10 protein-coding genes and 1 pseudogene are annotated in these 17,459 nt (G+C 64.4%); 6 read left to right on the forward strand and 5 right to left on the reverse strand.

All coding sequences use genetic code 11. The features are described 5' to 3' along the window. Window positions 1-5,000 precede the first annotated feature (5,000 nt). Complete coding sequence (locus PW843_07435) at window positions 5,001-5,351, reverse strand: hypothetical protein (protein ID MDE1146441.1); 351 nt, start codon at window positions 5,349-5,351, stop codon at window positions 5,001-5,003. Window positions 5,352-5,709: 358 nt separating this feature from the next. Next, the gene (locus tag PW843_07440; GenBank protein MDE1146442.1) at window positions 5,710-6,471 is read right to left on the reverse strand and encodes a TonB family protein; all 762 of its coding nucleotides are present in this window, start codon (window positions 6,469-6,471) and stop codon (window positions 5,710-5,712) included. A 346-nt stretch (window positions 6,472-6,817) separates the two neighbouring features. On the opposite strand from PW843_07440, the gene PW843_07445 reads away from it, so the two are divergent. From PW843_07445 to PW843_07460, 4 genes are all read left to right on the forward strand, one after another. Then, a complete protein-coding gene (locus tag PW843_07445) occupies window positions 6,818-7,327 on the forward strand; it encodes an RNA polymerase sigma factor (protein ID MDE1146443.1) in 510 nt (169 codons plus the stop codon). 106 nt (window positions 7,328-7,433) lie between these two features. Beyond that, the gene (locus tag PW843_07450; GenBank protein ID MDE1146444.1) at window positions 7,434-8,411 is read left to right on the forward strand and encodes a FecR domain-containing protein; all 978 of its coding nucleotides are present in this window, start codon (window positions 7,434-7,436) and stop codon (window positions 8,409-8,411) included. 182 nt (window positions 8,412-8,593) lie between these two features. After that, a complete protein-coding gene (locus PW843_07455; protein ID MDE1146445.1) occupies window positions 8,594-11,080 on the forward strand; it encodes a TonB-dependent siderophore receptor in 2,487 nt (828 codons plus the stop codon). A 22-nt stretch (window positions 11,081-11,102) separates the two neighbouring features. Beyond that, a complete protein-coding gene (locus PW843_07460; protein ID MDE1146446.1) occupies window positions 11,103-12,290 on the forward strand; it encodes a PepSY-associated TM helix domain-containing protein in 1,188 nt (395 codons plus the stop codon). A gap of 28 nt (window positions 12,291-12,318) precedes the next feature. Here the strand turns inward: PW843_07460 and PW843_07465 are convergent, their stop codons facing one another. Beyond that, the gene (locus PW843_07465) at window positions 12,319-12,555 is read right to left on the reverse strand and encodes a hypothetical protein (GenBank protein ID MDE1146447.1); all 237 of its coding nucleotides are present in this window, start codon (window positions 12,553-12,555) and stop codon (window positions 12,319-12,321) included. A gap of 342 nt (window positions 12,556-12,897) precedes the next feature. Between PW843_07465 and PW843_07470 the strand changes: the two genes are divergently transcribed. Together PW843_07470 and PW843_07475 are read left to right on the forward strand one after the other, a co-directional pair. Then, on the forward strand, window positions 12,898-13,533 hold the full coding sequence (locus tag PW843_07470) for a transposase (protein ID MDE1146448.1): 636 nt from the start codon (window positions 12,898-12,900) through the stop codon (window positions 13,531-13,533). 271 nt (window positions 13,534-13,804) lie between these two features. Beyond that, complete coding sequence (locus PW843_07475) at window positions 13,805-15,943, forward strand: hypothetical protein (protein ID MDE1146449.1); 2,139 nt, start codon at window positions 13,805-13,807, stop codon at window positions 15,941-15,943. On the opposite strand, the pseudogene PW843_07480 reads toward PW843_07475, so the two are convergent. Together PW843_07480 and PW843_07485 are read right to left on the reverse strand one after the other, a co-directional pair. After that, window positions 15,932-16,440: pseudogene (locus tag PW843_07480) on the reverse strand (transposase). The gene PW843_07475 and the pseudogene PW843_07480 overlap by 12 nt on opposite strands. Before the next feature lie 63 nt (window positions 16,441-16,503). After that, window positions 16,504-17,400 carry a LysR family transcriptional regulator gene (locus PW843_07485; GenBank protein ID MDE1146450.1) on the reverse strand — a complete coding sequence of 299 codons (897 nt, stop codon included), beginning with the start codon at window positions 17,398-17,400 and terminating at the stop codon, window positions 16,504-16,506. Window positions 17,401-17,459: the final 59 nt, after the last annotated feature.

A 17,459-nucleotide genomic window follows, 5' to 3' on the forward strand; every position in this document is an offset into this window, starting at 1 on the left:
GAACGCCAACGCCAGCACCGTCACCATCGGCGGCGATACCGACCTGGTGGCCACGGTCAGCAACAACTACATCGGCGCGCAGACCGCCACCCTGGCCAACACCGGCACCATCACCGCCATCACCGCCGTCTACGTCAGCAGCAGCGGCAGCATCGGCAGCGTCAGCAACAGCGGCAATCTTGCCGGCACCGTGGCGGGTGTCGCCAACAACGGCACCGTCGGCACGCTGGCCAACAGCGGCACGATCCAGGGCAGCATCACCGGCATCTTCAACGGCGGCAGCGTCGGCACGCTGACCAACGACGGCCGTGTGGCCGGCCAGATGGCGCTGTACAACACCGGCACCATCGAGGTGTTGATCAACAATGGCGGCCTGATCGATGCCGGCGCCCCCACCGCCGCCGGCCTGTACAACACCGGCAGCATAGCCACGGTGCTGAACACCGGCACCATCCTGGGGGCCACCTACGGCGTCTACAACGCCGGCACCATCGGCAGCCTGGCCAACAGCGGCCTGATCACCGCCCCCACCGCCATCTACATCGACACCGCGGCGCGCCTGGGCGTGCTGGCCAATACCGGCACCATCACCGGCAACATCCTGAACCTGTCGGCCACCGACCTGACGGTCACGGGCGGCAGCGGCACCGTGACGGGCACCCTGACCGGCTATGCCGCCGGCAGCCAGGGCACCATCACCAACACCCTCAGCAACGTGGTGCTGGCCTCGGGCAACCTGGCCCTGAACGACGCGGTCAACGTCGGCAGCCACACCCTGGTCAACACCGGCGCGTCGGTGCTGCTGCAAAGCATGGTCAGCATCACCGGCAACTACAGCCAGTCCAGCGGCACGCTGGCGGTGACCCCCGGCAGCGCCAGCCTGTACGTCAGCGGCAGCGCCAGCCTGACCGGCGGCACCGTGCAGGCCCTTTACAGCGCCACCGGCAATTACCTGGCCGAAACCGACACGCTGGTGGCCGGCGTCGCCGGCAGCGACTACACCGGCGTGGCCGTCCAGGGCATGCTGACCGGCCTGGACGTGTCGCTGGGCGTGTCCGGCAACGACCTGCTGGCCATGGTGCATAACGATTATATCGGCGGCGCCCTGGCCGCCCTGTCCAACACCGGCACGCTGGCCGCCGCCACCGCGATCTACATCGCGGCCAGCGGCAGCCTGGGCACCCTGGCCAACAGCGGCACCATCAGCGGCAACATCGTCAACCTGTCGTCCAACGCCCTCAGCATCACCGGCGGCGGCGGTTCGGTGGTGGGCAGCCTGACCGGCGGCGCCATCACCAGCACGGGCGCCAACGTCGTGCTGGCCAGCGGCAACGTGGCCCTGAATGACGCGGTGAATGTGGGTACCGGCACGCTGGTCAACAGCGGCGCATCCGTCCTGCTGACCAGCATCGTCAGCGTCATCGGCAACTATGCCCAGACCGGCGGCACCCTGACGGCCGGCATCGGCAGCGGCGTCACCGGCGAACTGGTGGTCAGCGGCGACGCCAGCCTGACCGGCGGTACGGTGGCGATCACCGCGCTGGCGGGCGCCAACCTGCTGGCGGGCGACAGCTACACCATCGTCGCGGCCGGCGGCAGCCTGGCGGCGACAGGCCTCACCGCTTCGGCCAGCGGCTTCACCGCCACCTTGGGGACGGCGGCGGATGGCGCCACCACCGACCTGGTCCTGACCCTGGTCAGCGACTACATCAGCGGCACCCTGGGCACGCTGACCAACAGCGGCACGCTGAACGCCGTCACGGCGGTGAACATCACCAGCAGCGGCAGCGTCGGCACCCTGGCCAACACCGGCACCATCATCGGCAACGTGCTGAACAGCAGCGCCAACGATCTGGTGGTGACGGGCGGTGCCAACGGCACGGTGGGTGTGTTCACCGGCGGCAACATCACCAACGCGCAAGCCAACCTCACCTTCGCCTCGGGCGCCATCAGCCTGGGCGACGCCATCGACGTGGGCGGCCATACCGTCAGCAACACCGGCGCCACCCTGGTCCTGGCCAGCGACATCAGCGTCACCGGCAGCTACAGCCAGACCGCCGGCACGCTGGGCGCCAACGGCCATCTGCTGAGTGTCAGCGGCACCGCCAGCATCACCGGCGGCACCGTCTCCGCCGGTCTCAGCGGCACCGGCAACTACTTCGTGGGCGACAGCGCGACCCTGGTCAGCGGTGGGGCCGGTTCCAGCTACACCGGCGCTATAGTCACCTCGGGCCTCACCGGCCTGGATGCCACCGGATCGACCAGCGGCACCAGCCTGCTGGCCGTGGCCGGCAACGACTACATCGGCGGGACGCTCAACACCCTGTCCGTCACCGGCACCCTGGCCAACACCGCCGGCGGCGCCACGGCGCTGTACATCGCCTCGACCGGCACGCTGGGCACGTTGGCCAACAGCGGCACCATCGTCGGCAACGTGGTGAACGTCAGCGCCAATGATTTGGTGGTCACCGGCGGCGTCTTCACCGGCGGCACGATTACCAACACCAGCGCCAACCTGACCTTCGCGTCCGGCGACCTCAACCTGGGTGACGCCGTCAACGTCGGCAGCCACACGGTCACCAACGCCGGGGCCACCCTCGCCCTGGCCGGCGACATCAGCGTCACCGGCAACTACAGCCAGAACGCCGGCACCCTGGCCGCCAACGGCCATGTGCTGAGCGTCAGCGGTGCCGCCAGCATCACCGGCGGCGTGGTCAACGCCAGCCTGTCCGCCACCGCCAACTACCTGGCGGGCGACAGCACCACCCTGGTCCAGGGTGGTGCTGGGTCCAGCTACGGCGGGGCCACCATCAGCGGCGGCGTCACCGGCCTGGCGGAGACGGGCAGCGTTTCCGGCAACACCCTGCTGGCCGTCGCCACCAACGACTATGTCGGCGGCAGCCTGACCAGCCTGTCCATCACCGGCACCCTGTCCTCCCCCACCGCGCTGTACATCGCGGCCACGGGTGCGCTGGGGACCCTGGCCAACAGCGGCACCCTGGCCGGCAACATCACCAACCTGTCGGCCAACGACCTGGCGATCAGCGGCGGCACGGACGCGGCCCCCGGCACCCTGACGGGCTACGGCAACGGCCTGGGCACCATCACCAGCCAACTGGCCAACCTGCGCTTCATCTCCGGCACGCTGCTGCTGAACGACACCATCAACGTCGGCAGCCACAGCGTCATCAACAGCGGCGCCACCCTGCTGGTGAACAGCGCCATCAACATCACCGGCAGCTACAGCCAGACCGGCGGCGGCCTGGTGATCGGGGTCAGCAGCACCAGCAGCTACGGCAGCCTGGTGATCAGCGGGTCGGCCAGCCTGACGGGTGGTTCCATCACCCTGAAGGCCGCCAGCGGCACGTCCCTGTCCGCCGGCAGCTACACCATCGTCTCGGCCGGCAGCAACCTGACGGCCAGCAACCTGACACTGACCGCCGCCGGCTACACGGTGACCAGTTCCACCATCACCGCCAACGGCACCACCGACCTGGTCCTGACGCTGAACACCGACAGCACCGGCACCACCGGCGGCGGCACGGGCGGGAACGGCGGCGGCAACGGGGGTGGCAACGGGGGTGGAGGCACGATCACGCCCAGCACCAACTACGCTGCCGTCGGCCGGGCCGCCGGTGGGGCGGCGGTGGGCACGGGCATCGCTCTGGACCAGATCGCCGCCAGCACCAGCACGACCGCCCAGGCCTTCCAGGACAAGGTGCTGCCCCGCCTGGCCAAGCTGTCCGCCGCGGGCCAGCAGACGGCCATCAGCCAGCTGTCGCCCAGCCAGCTGACACCGCAACTGACGGCCCTGTCGATCACGCCCTCCACCAACGCCATCAGCCAGCACCAGCAGACGGTGGCCGGACTGATGGATGGCACCAAGGGCACGGGCGCCTCGGCCGGCGACGGCACGCTGGGCGGGGTCATCTGGGGTGAAATCCTGGGCGCCGGGAGCTTACGCGGCACCACCCAGGACGCGGCGGGCTATCGTGCCACCACCGCCGGCCTGGTGGTGGGCGCCGACTGGTTCGCCGATCCGCAGCTGATGGCCGGCGTGGCCTTCAGTTGGCTGAACGGATCGGCCACCGGCCAGGGCCCGGCGGCGGGCAGCCAGACCCGCGCGGCCAGCTATCAGCTGACGGCCTACAGCGTCTGGCGGCCGGACTTCGCCGACCATCGCCTGTCGGTCGAGGGCCAGGCCAGCTTCGGCTACAACCATTATGACCAGCGCCGCTGGATCGACTTCCTGGGCACCCGCGCCAACGCCAACTATGGCGGCGAACAGTATATGGGCAAGATCACGGTGGGGTATGACCTGCCACTGACCGGCACCCTGACCCTGACGCCGCAGGCCAGCCTGCGGGCGGTCCGCCTGACCAACCACGCCTATGGCGAACACGACGGCGGCGTGGCCGATCTGGCGGTCGGCGCGCTGAAGGTCGACAGCGTGACCCAGGAACTGGGCGCCAAGATCGCCGGGCAGTTCGACACCGGCCTGGGGCGCCTGCTGCCCGACATGCGGGTCGCCTGGGTGCACGACTATCTGAACGGCCCCATCGCCACCACCGGCGAACTGGCGGGCGTCAGCTTTGTCAGCACCACCGGTCGCCCGGACGCCAATGGCCTGGCCATCGGCCTGGGCGCCACCCTGGACAAGGGCGACGGCATCACGCTGCGCCTGGAATACTCCGGCGAACTGCGCCGCGAGTACCAGAGCCACGCCGGTATCCTGCGGGCCACGTTCGACTTCTGATATACGGGGCATTTGATCCTGGCAGATCAAATGCCCGCCCTCAGGCGCCGGGCGCTGGCATCCGGCGGCTTGGCTGATCCTCGCTTTCCAGTCCGCTGGCGCTCCCCGGAAAGCTCCGGCGGCCGCAGTCGCGGCCTATAACGACACGGTCCTGTCGCCAGTGGAGCCCGGACAGCAAAAACCCCCGCGGCGGCGGCCACGGGGGTTTTTAATTCACGGAAAGAAACGCTTGGAAGCGAAGCGCTTACGAAACCGGACGCACCAGTTCCATCTTGTCACCCACGCGGCGCAGGTGCAGTTCCAGGGCCGGCTGGCCCACGCCCCGCGGCACGGACACCAGGGTTTCCTGGTCCGGCATCAGCGTGGAGACGAAACGGACGGTGCTGGCCGGATCCTGGGTACCAGCGGTCACCACCACCTGATAACCGGCGGCGGTGGGGTGGTAGTACAGGTTGACGTCGACGGCGTCGAAGGTGGTCTTCAGGGCGGTGTCGGCGGTCAGGTTTTCGGCGCGGGCGGCGCCGGCGAAGCCCAGGGCGCCAGCGACAGCACTGGCGAGCAGAAGGGCGCGGGGGGTGACGATGGCGTTGGACATGATGGCTACCTCAAGGAAGGGGCCCCCAAGGGAATGGCCCCGGGGGCTAGGGCTTATGCTGCAACTGCGAACGACTATATGGCAGCCGCGAAGACATGAGCAAGATGCACGCATCGCGCGTCGGCCATGCGACATCCATCCGCCAAACATTCCACCCCCTTTTTATTGGGGCATCCTTATGCCTGCCACTCGACCTCACCAGAATTCCCATTGATAAATAACGACATTTTAGGATGGTACCGGTACCTCACTTGCCGGGCCCGGTCTTCTTTTCAGAAATTCTGAATGATGTCTTCATTCGATTTGAACAACCGACCTGACAAACACCCTTGAATGCCGCGTCGCGATAAAGCCGACCTCACTTCAGGAAGAACTGGACAGGCGCCACGATCTCGATCGGGTCGCCCGGCACCTCCGGCGGCGGCGGCGGCAAGGGCTGCGCCCGGGTGACCAGGGCCACGGCCTCCTGGTCCAGCGCCTCACGCCGGCTGCCGCGCTCCAGTTTCACCCACAGCACCCGGCCCTGGCGATCCATGGCGAAACGCACGTAGGCGATGCCCTGCTGGCGACGGGTCTGCGCCGCTACCGGGTATTGCTTGAACCGTTCCAGCTGCGCCCGCAGCGCGCCCTGCCAGGTGGGGGCCGCGTCACCCGAGGGTGCGGGCGGCGGGGCGGCGGGCGATGACGACGCGGCTTGGGGGGCGGCAATGTCCTGCGCGATGGCGGCCATGGCCGGGGCCAGCGGCACCTCCGCCGGGGTCGGCGATGGGGCCGCCGGCGGCGGGGCGGCAGGCTTGGGCGCCGGCCGGGGCTTGGGTGCCTCGGCCCTCTTCACCGGCGTCGGCTTGGGCAGGTCCACCGGCTTGCGTTCCAGGGGCTTGGGCGGTTCAGGCCGCGCCGCCGGGGGCTTTTCCGGTGGCGCCGGCGGCAGTTCAATCATCAGGGCTACCGGCGGCGGCGGTGGGGATGGCGCTTGCGCCGTCGTCACCTGCCACAACACCGCCAGCGCCAGGGCGCCCCCATGCAGGGCGGCCATCACCAGGGCGGACGTGCCCCACAGGCGGCCGCCACCGCCGTTCCGTCCGACCGGCCGCAGACGGTTTGGGCGCGCCGAACTCATGACCAGCCCTCCAGCCCGCCCCCGTCCCTCCGCCACGGGATCAGCATGCGAGCGATGCCGCAATGTCGTTGAGCATCAAGGGCTTGTTCATGACGACCACCTCAACCGGCAAACGTCCCGTCCCATCCAAACCCTGTCACTCAAGGTCCGGGCCCGGACGCAGCCTCATTCATAACAGGAAAGTTAATATTAGTTCTCATTATCATATAAGCGTACGCGGGGGCCACCGGACCGGCGCAGGGCAGGCATGCTGTCCGCCCCTGGCCTGCCCGCTTGCGTCACAGGGGGGCGGGCCGGTTAACAATTGAGAACCAATCGCACATCAACCGGCTGGACCGCGACCATCGTGACGGGCAAGGACCTAAAAGGGCTGTTCCTGGACCATCGACGGGAGTTGCACAGCTACATCAACAAGCGGGTGCGCAACGCCGACACGGCCGCCGATCTAACGCAGGAAACCTTCCTGCGCTTCGCGGAGCAGCGGCAAGGCAGGCCGGATGCGGCCATCACGCATGAGCGCTCCTACCTCTACCGCACCGCCCACAACCTGGCGGTGGACCACATCCGCCAGCAGCAGCGTGAGCAGACCGCCCCGGTGGCGGAGGAGGATCTGGCCGCCATCCCGGATGAGACGCCGGGCCAGGACCGGGTGTCGGCCGGCATCCATGATCTGGACCGGGTCCGGGCCGCCCTGCTGGACCTGCCGGAGCGCACGCGCCAGGTTTTCGCGCTGACCCGCATCGAGGGGCTGACCTATCGCGAGGTGGCGCAACGCCTTGAAATCTCCGACAGTTCGGTCCAGAAACACCTGGCCAGGGCCATCAAGCAGGTGATGCAGCGCCTGCGATCCGATTGAGATTTCCGGCCCCCTTACCGAACCGGCACCCTTTCCCCGTCCTATTATCGACAGGGCGGGACAATTGATGATTGCAGCGGGGCCCGCAGCCCCTGGGAACAAAGACTTGAGCAAGCCGGACAAACGCCAGGACGAGATCGACACGGCCGCAGCCGACTGGGCGGCGCGCCTGGCCGGCGGCCCGCTGTCGCTGGCGGAACGGCGGGCGCTGGACGGCTGGCGCGACCGCGACCCGGCGCACGGGGCCGCCCTGGATGAGGCGCAGGCCGCCTGGGCCCTGATGGGCCAGTTGCGCGCCGCCCCCGGGGTGCTCGCCCGCGACATCGTGCCGGCCTGGCCCACGCCCAAGGCGCGGCGCCCGCTCTGGCGCCAGATGGCCGCCGCGGCCGCCTGCCTGCTGCTGCTGGTGGGCGGCGCCCGGCTGTGGCTGGGCGACCCGCTGCTGCTGCTGACCGCCGATGCGCGCACCAATCCCGGACAGCAGCGCAGCCTCACCCTGGCCGACGGCAGCGTGGTGGAATTGGGCCCGGCCAGCGCCATCGCCACCCGCTACAGCGACGGGGAACGGCGGGTGGCCCTGCTGGCCGGCGTCGCCTATTTCACCGTCGCGCCCATGGCGGGGGCGGAGCACCGGCCCTTCGTGGTGGAGGCCGCCGGCGGCACCGCCCGGGCGCTGGGCACCCAGTTCATGGTGGACCGGCTGGCCGACGCGGTGGACGTCACGGTGACGGAACATACCGTCGCCGTGACGGAGCCCGCGGGCGACCAACGGGTGCTGTCCCCCGGCCAGGCGGTGCGCTATTCCGCCATGGGGCTGGAGCCGGTGCGGGAGGCCAGCGTGGAACTGGCCACCGCCTGGCGCCAGGGCCGCCTGGTGTTCGACCACCAGCCGCTGGGTGAGGTGGTGGCGACACTCAACCGCTATCGCCACGGCCGCATCGTGGTGGCCGGGGCCGAGCTGGCGGCCCGCACCGTCAGCGGCGTGTTCGACACCACCGACCCGGACGCGACGCTCGCCACCGTGGCGCGCGAACTGCACGCCCGCACCGCCGCCCTGCCCCCCCTGGTGACGGTGCTTTACTGAGATTTCTGGCGTCTTCGCGGCGGTAATTTCCGGGGGGTTTCGGCAATTTTCCGCGCATTTCCGGCGACCTAAAAAAATCGCTGAAAAAGCGTTACCGACTCCCCCCGCCTTTTCCGTCCCAGCTAGAGAGCGAATGCAACGTATTCGCATTTCTATCGGCAAGGCGTGAAAGGATGGACGTGATGAGGGGCATGGAACAGGGTCGGCGGTATCGCCTGAAGGCGACGGTCAGCGGCCTGGCGCTGCTGGCCACCGCGATGCTGGCCGCTGGCACGGCCGGGGCGCAACAGACCACCCAGCAGGCGGCCCCCGCCCCAGCGGCGGCCGGCCAGCAGACCTTCACCATCCCGGCCCAGGACCTGAACGCCGCACTGCTGACCTTCACCAGCCGCGCCGGCCTGCAGGTGTTCTACGACGTCAGCCTGGTGAAGGGCCTCCGCAGCACGGCGCTGAACGGCTCCTACACCCCGGCGCAGGGCCTGGCCCAGCTGCTGGCCGGCACCGGCCTGGCCTATCGCTTCACCGGCCCCACCACCGTGTCGCTGGAGCCGGCCCCGCAAGGTGCCGCCGCCCCCGGCGTGCTGCACCTGGGTGCCGTGCGGGTGGAGGGCCAGGGCGACGACACGGCGGCGCAGAGCGCCTATGGCCCCGGCGTCGGCTACGTCGCCACGCGCAGTGCGGCCGGTACCAAGACCGACACGCCCCTGATCGAGACGCCGCAGGCCATCTCCGTCGTCACCCGCCAGCAGATGGACGACCAGAACGTCCAGAGCGTGGCGCAGGCCCTGCGCTACACCTCCGGCATGGTGCCGGAGCAGCGCGGCAACAACACCGACAGCCTGGAATACCTCTACGCCCGGGGATTCCAGATCGAGGAGTACCTGAACGGCCTGCGCCTGCCGGGCGTGGCCGTCGCCGGCTACAACATCACCAGCTTCGACGCCTATACCCTGGACCGGGTGGAAGTGCTGCACGGGCCGGCTTCCGTGCTCTACGGCCAGTCGTCGCCCGGCGGCCTGCTGAACCTGGGCACCAAGCTGCCGACGGCCGACCCGCTGCATGAGATCATGCTGCAGACCGGCAGCTACGGCCGCGCCCAGGGGGCGGTGGATCTGAGCGGCAAGCTGAACGACAGCGGCACCCTGCTGGGCCGCCTGGCGGCCGACGCCTTCACCACCGGTACCCAGACCCAGCATGTGGATGAGCAGCGCATCGCCATCGCCCCGTCGCTGACCTGGAAGCCGGACGCCGACACCACCCTGACCATCCTGGGCAATTACCAGCGCGACCCCAAGGCCGGCCTCTACAACTCCGTCCCCGCCGCCGGCACGGTGCTGCCCGGCGTCCACATCCCGCGCGACTTCGACGGTGGGGAGCCGGGCTTCGACGGCTTCTCCAAGACGGAGATGTCGCTGGGCTATTCCCTGTCGCACACCTTCGACAACACCTGGTCGGTGCAACAGAACTTCCGCTACCTCACCAACGAACAGACGGTGCGGTACGTGGGCGTGGACGGGGTGGCCGCCGGCACCAACGGCACCATGCTGGCGCGCGAGGCCTATTACAACCACGGCACGGTGGAGAACGCGACGCTGGACAACCACGCCCAGGCCAAGTTCGCCACCGGCCCCCTCACCCACACCGCCACCTTCGGCGTGGACTGGCAACAGACGGAATTCGACCACGTCTTCTTCGGCGGCTCGGCCCCCAAACTCAGCATCACCGATCCGCAATACGGCCAGGCCATCCCGCCGCTGACCGCCGTCTACGCCACCTCCACCCACATGAACCTGACCCAGACGGGCCTGTACGGCCAGGACCAGGTGCGGTTCGACAAGTGGGCCTTCCTGATCGGCGTGCGGGAGGATTTCACCGACGCCACCACCCTGGCCCTGAAGACCAATACCACCACCAAGACCGACGCCGACGCCTTCACCTGGCGCACCGGCCTAGTCTATCTGTTCGACAGCGGATTCGCCCCTTACGTCAGCTATTCCACCTCGTTCCAGCCCAGCACCGGCACCACCTATGCCGGGTCGGCCTTCAAGCCGACGACGGGGCAGCAGTATGAGGTGGGCGTGAAATACCAGCGGCCGGGTTCCAACAGCTTCGTCATCCTGGCGGCTTTCAACCTGACCCAGCAGAACGTGGCGACCACCGACCCGCTGCACACGTCCTTCCAGGTGCAGACGGGGGAGATCCGGTCGCGCGGTGTCGAGCTTGAGGCCCACGCCAGCCTGACGGAGGAGCTTCAGGCCATCGCGACATACACCTACACCGACCTGGACGTGACCAAGAGCAACACCACCAACCTGAACAAGGTGCCGGCGGGCATCCCGGAGAACATGGCGTCCGGTTGGCTAGCGTTCGACATGCCCTGGCTGTGGTCGCAGGGCATGCAGCTCAGCGGCGGCGTGCGTTATATCGGGGAGACGTGGGGCGACACCACCAACACCTTCCAGGTGCCGTCCGTCACCCTGGTGGATCTGGGCGTGCGTTATGATCTGGGCCAGGCCTTCCCCCAGATGGCGGCCTTGCAGGGCCTCTCCCTCTCCGCCACCGCCAGCAACCTGTTCGACCGCACCTACGTCTCGGGCTGCATCGCCAGCAGCTTCTGCACCTACGGCGCCGGCCGGCTGGTGCTGGGCAACGTCAAATACCGGTGGTGAGGCCCAAATGGTGAGAGCCTGAATGTCCCCGCGTTCCAGCCTGTCGTCGACGGCGGTGCGGCGCTGGTCGGCGGTCCACACCTGGACCAGCCTGGCCTGCACCCTGTTCCTGCTGCTGATCTGCGTGACCGGCCTGCCCCTGGTGTTCTGGTTCGAGATCGCCGACTGGCTGACGCCGCACACCTATGCCCGGCTGCCGGCGGACACCCCGCCGGCCAGCCTGGACCGCATCACCGACCTGGCCCGGGCACGTTACCCGGGCCAGGTCGTCATGTCCGTCTTCACCGATGATGACGAACCCCAGGTCTATGTCTGGATGGCGCCCGGCTGGGACCAGGTGAACACCAACCCGAGGGTCGCCCACCTGCTGCGCTTCGACGCCCGCACGGCGGAGGTGGTGGAGGACCAGAAGCCCTTGGCCACCAAGGAGCAGACCTTCCTGGGCCTGATGCTCAGCCTGCATCGTGATCTCTTCATGGGGTTGAAGGGCGAACTGTTCATGGGCGCCATGGCCCTGCTGTTCCTGGCCGCCATCATCTCCGGCATCGTGCTCTACGGCCCCTACACCCGCAAACTGGACTTCGGCACGGTGCGCGCGGGACGCTCAACCCGCGTCCGCTGGCTGGACCTGCACAACCTGCTGGGCGTCACCACCCTGGCCTGGGCCCTGGTGGTGGGCGCCACCGGCGTGATCAACGAACTGACCACGCCGATGTTCGCCACCTGGCAGCGAACCGACGTGCGCGCCATGGTGGTGGCCTCCCGCACGCCATCCGGCGCCGGCCAGGCGACATCGGCCCTGACCCCAACCACGGGCCTCAGCTCCATCGACGCCGCCTACGCCACCGCCGCCCGCACCCTGCCCGACATGCGGGTGATGAGCGCCATCTACCCCGGCTCCAGCCAGGGCACGCCCGACCACTATCTGGTATGGACCAAGGGCGCGACGCCCCTGACCGCCCGGCTGTTCAGCCCGATGCTGATCGACGCCCGCACCGGCGAACTGACGACCGTGCTGTCCATGCCCTGGTACCTGCGGGCCCTGGAAATCTCCCGCCCCCTGCATTTCGGCGACTACGGCGGCCTGCCGCTGAAGGCCCTGTGGGCCCTCTTGGACCTGGTGACCATCGCCGTGCTGGGCAGCGGGCTTTACCTGTGGCTGGCCCGCCGCCGGGGCACGCCCGCGACGGCGGCCGCCTCACCCCGCTGATCCAGTCCCCTTGAGCCGACACAACCGCTCAGGTCCGCCCCACGGCGGCGGCGCGACGGGCGCGCAACAGGCTGGCCACGATCACCACCAGCGGTGCCGCCAGGGTGACCCAGGACAACACCCACCACACCCCGTGTTCCCCCAGCAGCGCCGACAGCAAACCGAACACCGTCAACACCCCCAGCGCCACCGGCCAGGCCCAAACCTGCCGGAACGTGCCACCGTTATGGTGACGATGCCGCCTGCGATGATGCCGTCCGCTCATACCCATATCCCCTTCAGAACCGCCCCCGGAAAACCGGCCTGATCATAAGACGATTTTGCGAGGCATTTTCAATAAGGGCTTTTTGGGGGGGGGAAATTAGCCGCTCATCCAAATGAGTGCTCCTGCCCCCATTTTCCGAGTTTCCGGCAAATTTCATCTGTCGACACCCCTGCGGCTGTCGGTGGGGCGGATTTACATTTGTCACAACTACCAGGATGCATATGATGCCGCAAGAGCACCTGACAGCAGCACTCGCTGACGTGAGAGACCGTTTGGAAAAGGTTGCGGGTAGGTGTGCCATGATTCAAGCTTGGCATGTGGAGCTAGGCGAGCCGTGGGCGAATGGCCCAAATGGAAAATAAGACGAAGCGGTATGCGTCGAACCTGAATGATAAGGAATGGTTGCTGATAGAACCGCTGCTGCCCCAGCCGAAGTCGAAAGGCTGTTCGCGCCAGATCGAATTGCGTGAATTATTGAATGCGCTGAGATATTTGGCGCGGTCGGATCATGGTTGCCGGATGCTGCCGGTTCATTTCCTCCCTTGGCAGACGGTTTATTGGTGGTTCCAGCAGTTTGGGCGTCGATTGTTATTCCAAATCACCCACGACATTGCGGTTATGATGGACCGGGAGCGTGCGGGTCGGGAAGGCAGTCCGAGTGCCGGGATGTTGGACAGTCAGTCGGTGAAGGCACCTTCAGCCAAGGAACGTGGCTTTGATGGCGGCAAGAAGGTGACTGGCCGCAAGCGCCACATCGCGGTTGATACCGAAGGGCGCCTGCTGATGGTCAACCTGACCCCGGCCGACATCTCCGATTCCGTTGGCGCCCAACAGATCCTGGATGGCCTGCGCAAGCGTTGGCTCTGGATGACGCGATGGCGGCGCCTCGTCCGCGATTACGAGAGCCGCATCGATGTGTCCAAGAGCATGATACAATTCGCCGTGGCCAGCCTGCTACTTAGGCGGGTTTTCCACTGAACCGAGTTTCCAAACGGACTCTAAGCATATTCATAACTTGATAAGAAAGTAAGCCAGCTTGAGCAGAGATTTCTCCTCCCTCAATGGGGCCGATTTTGAAGACCTTGTGCGCGATCTGCTAGGTGAAGAGCTTGGCATTCGGTTCGAGGCGTTTTGTGCGGGGCCAGATAGCGGGATCGATGGGCGACATGCTCCCGCTGACGCCAATGCGCCAACTATTCTTCAGGCCAAACATATGCAGGGCTCGACTTTCTCTGCGCTGAAAACTGTAATGCGAAAGGAGCGCCCTTCTATCGATAAACTTTCGCCCTCGCGCTACTTGCTGGCAACTTCACGCCCCCTAACACCTCTAAATAAAAGTTCCCTGGCAAATGAAATTGGCCCCTCTCTTATTTCGGAGAGTGATATATACAGCCCAGATGATTTAAAGGCTTTGCTTCGCAAACATGTGCACATCGAGAAGGCTCACATCAAGCTTTGGTTATCTAGTGCAGCCATTCTAGATCAGATCGTTCGATCTGCGTCACACACCTACGCCGCCATTACAAAAGAAGAAATCGAGACAAATGTTAAAGTTTACGTCCAAAACCCTAGCTTTTCTGAAGCGTCAAGAAGGCTGGAACAGCATCATCTTCTAATTATTTCTGGTCCGCCCGGCGTGGGAAAAACAACGCTCAGCGAAATGATCGCCTATTCTTATCTTGGTCAGGGGTGGGACCTTATACCAATTCGCAGCCTCGAAGATGGTTTTGCAGCTATTCATGACAGCAAGAGACAAGTATTTCTCTTTGATGATTTTCTTGGAAAGATTGCCCTTGATAAGCATGCGCTCGCCGCAAAAGACTCCGAACTTACACGCTTCATGAACCGTGTGCGTAGATCGCCCAACGCCCGTTTCATTCTAACAACACGAGCCTATATTCTTGAAGATGCTCGGCAACAGTCTGAGAATCTAGCCGACAAGCGGCTTGAATTTGCAAAATATATTCTCGACGTTGGAGTCTATGGGCGGCGAATTCGAGCTCGCATTCTCTATAACCATCTTGTTGTTTCAAATGTCTCCTCGCAACATCTGGAAGAACTAATTCTTAGTGGAATAATTCCGAAAATTATAGATCATAAAAATTACAATCCGCGCATCATTGAATGGATGACAGACACAATTCATATTCAATATGTCCGGCCAAAAGATTACGCTAACGCCTTTCTGCGCATGCTAAACAACCCATCTGAACTATGGAATCATGCTTTTAGAGCGCACATAGATGAAAAATGTCGCCATCTTCTTTATGCCATGTTCTTTTGCTCAGAATATGGAGTAGACCGCGATATTCTGCGACAAGCCTATGATAGGCTGCATGTTGTACTTTGTGACCGGTACCGTATTTCATGCGGCCCAAAAGACTTTGAAGAATCTATAAAAACGCTAGAAGGTAGTTTCATCAACATCAGAGACAGAACAATCAGCTATATTAATCCATCGGTACGTGATTATTTGGAAGAGTATTTGGAGGAGGAATACGACCTATTGGAAGAGTTTGCACGCGCCGCACTAAAAGCCAATTACGCGCAGTCCATCTGGAGTTTTGCCAGAAAAGATAGAGATTCGACACAGGATCTGGGGGAATTTGCGCTCATATTCCTGCCATTAGCCGAAAAATTCCCAACAATTAGCATGTGGAGTAAAAACCCAAATCAACCTAACTCTATAATTATAACAGATATGGGGATCGTTGATCGTCTTAATCTCCTTTTAGATTGGTGGTTATCTAGCGGTGAAATTCGGTTCGCAGATCTCGCGGTCGAATTAACGGCAGCAGCTCCAGGTGGATTTGACGCCTGGCGCGATAGTGTACAAATGATCGAACTTATGCGTGAATTGTCTGACCCCGACTCCTTCAAAGAATTTCCATTTGTCGAAGCGATGATGCAACACTTGGAGGCCGGTCTCATCGACATACTACGCAGCTACGTGGGAACGGACGATCTTCAGAAAATCTCCGACGCGATTGAAAAGAATCAAAAATACATTCCCTCGAACGTCATAGAAATCATGAATAAAGCTATATTATTCGAATTCGATGAAATAGAGGAACATGTCTCAGATATGTATTCTGAATCAATGCTGAAAGATCATATGGAATATTTGTCTGTTCTGGGCCCTCGAGCAGCGATTCCCAGGTATAAAATTGAGTGGGCAGAAAGAGCTGTTCAGCAAAGGATCATAGATATCGAGGGGGAGACGTTTGCGCCCAATGTCAATGCGATTGAGAACAAAGAGTATGATGAATTATTCGACGACGTCGCGATTCAGAATCTCTTTGCTCCACTTTTGTCGCTGAATCGTCACGTTTCCGGCGCGCAAGAGTCCGTTTGGAAACTCGGTTCGGTGGCAAACCCGCCTAAGTAGCAGGCTAGCCATGGCGAATTGTATCATGCCCTTGGACACATCGATGCGGCTCTCGTAATCGCGGACGAGGCGCCGCCATCGCGTCACCCAGGGCCAACGCTTGCACAGGCCATCCAGGATCTGTTGGGCGCCAACGGAATCGGAGATGTCGGCCGGGGTCAGGTTGACCATCAGCAGGCGCCCTTCGGTATCAACCGCGATGTGGTGCTTACGGCCGGTCACCTTCTTGCCGCCGTCAAAGCCGCGTTCCTTGGCTGAAGGCCCTTCACCGGCTTAATGTCCAGCCCCCCGGCACTCGGACTGCCTTCCCAACCCGCGCGTTCCCGGTCCATCATAACCGCAATGTCGTGGGTGGTTTGGAATAATAATCGACGCCCAAACTGCCGGAACCACCAATAAACTGTCTGCCAAAAGGGGAAATGAACCGGCAACATCCGCCAACCACAGCCCGTCTGCGCCAAATACCTCAACGCGTTCAACACTTCATGCGGGTCGAGAGGCTGGCGCGCCCTCGAATGGACTAGCGACTCTCTCTGGGCTAGCTTCCCCAATAGTAGCGCTTATGTCAGCGGGTGCTTCCTGAACCACTCACCCAGAAACGTCAGCAGCGCCCGCACCTTCCTGGGCAGGTTGCTGCCGGGGGCGTAGGCGGCGAACAGGGGGCGGTCTTCCAGGCGGAAGTCGGTCATCACTTCCTGGATCTGGCCTTCCTCCAGGAACTGGGCGGCGACGCGGCGGGGGACGATGGCGACGCCCAGATCGTTGACGGCGCCCACGCACAGCACGGCGTAGCTGTTGCTGGAAAAGCGGGGGCTGACCTTGACGGGGACCAGTTCGTTGTCGGCCATGAAGCGCCAGATGGGTTCCGACGTCTGCATCAGGCACTGGTGGTCCTTCAGGTCGCGCGGGTGGCGGGGGATGCCGGCCCCCTTGAGGTAGGCGGGCGAGGCCACGGTGACGTAGCTGATGTCCGCGATCTTCTTCACCTTCACGATGGAATCGCGGATGGTCTTGGTCTGGAACGCGATGTCGAAGCCGCGTTCCAGGAAGTCGTGCGTCTTGGTGGACACGCCCCCCAAGGTCAGTTGCACGTTCACCTTGGGATAACGCTTGGCGAAGTGCAGCAGGGCGGTGCTGACCTCCAGGTAGCCCACCCATTTGGGTGCGATGATGGCGATGTTGCCCTGGACGTCGACGTTGAGGTTCTTCACCCCCTCCTCCCCGCTGCGCACCTCATGCAGCACGCGCTGGCAGGTCTCATAATATTGCTGGCCGGCCTCCGTCGTCGTCACGGCGCGGGTGGTGCGGTTCAGCAGGCGCACGCCCAGGCGCCCCTCCAGATCCGCGATGTGGCGGGAGACCAGGGCGCGGGATATGCCGATGTCGCTGCTGGCGGCCGTGAAGCTGCCGTATTGGACGACCTTGACGAAGCTTGCCATCGTGAGCAATCGGTCCATGCGCCCTCCCATCCTGTTTTATTTTTAAATTCTTCAAACGCCGGCAGGCCCATCCGGGC

This window comes from Azospirillaceae bacterium (genome assembly GCA_028283825.1).
GTDB lineage: Bacteria > Pseudomonadota > Alphaproteobacteria > Azospirillales > Azospirillaceae > Nitrospirillum.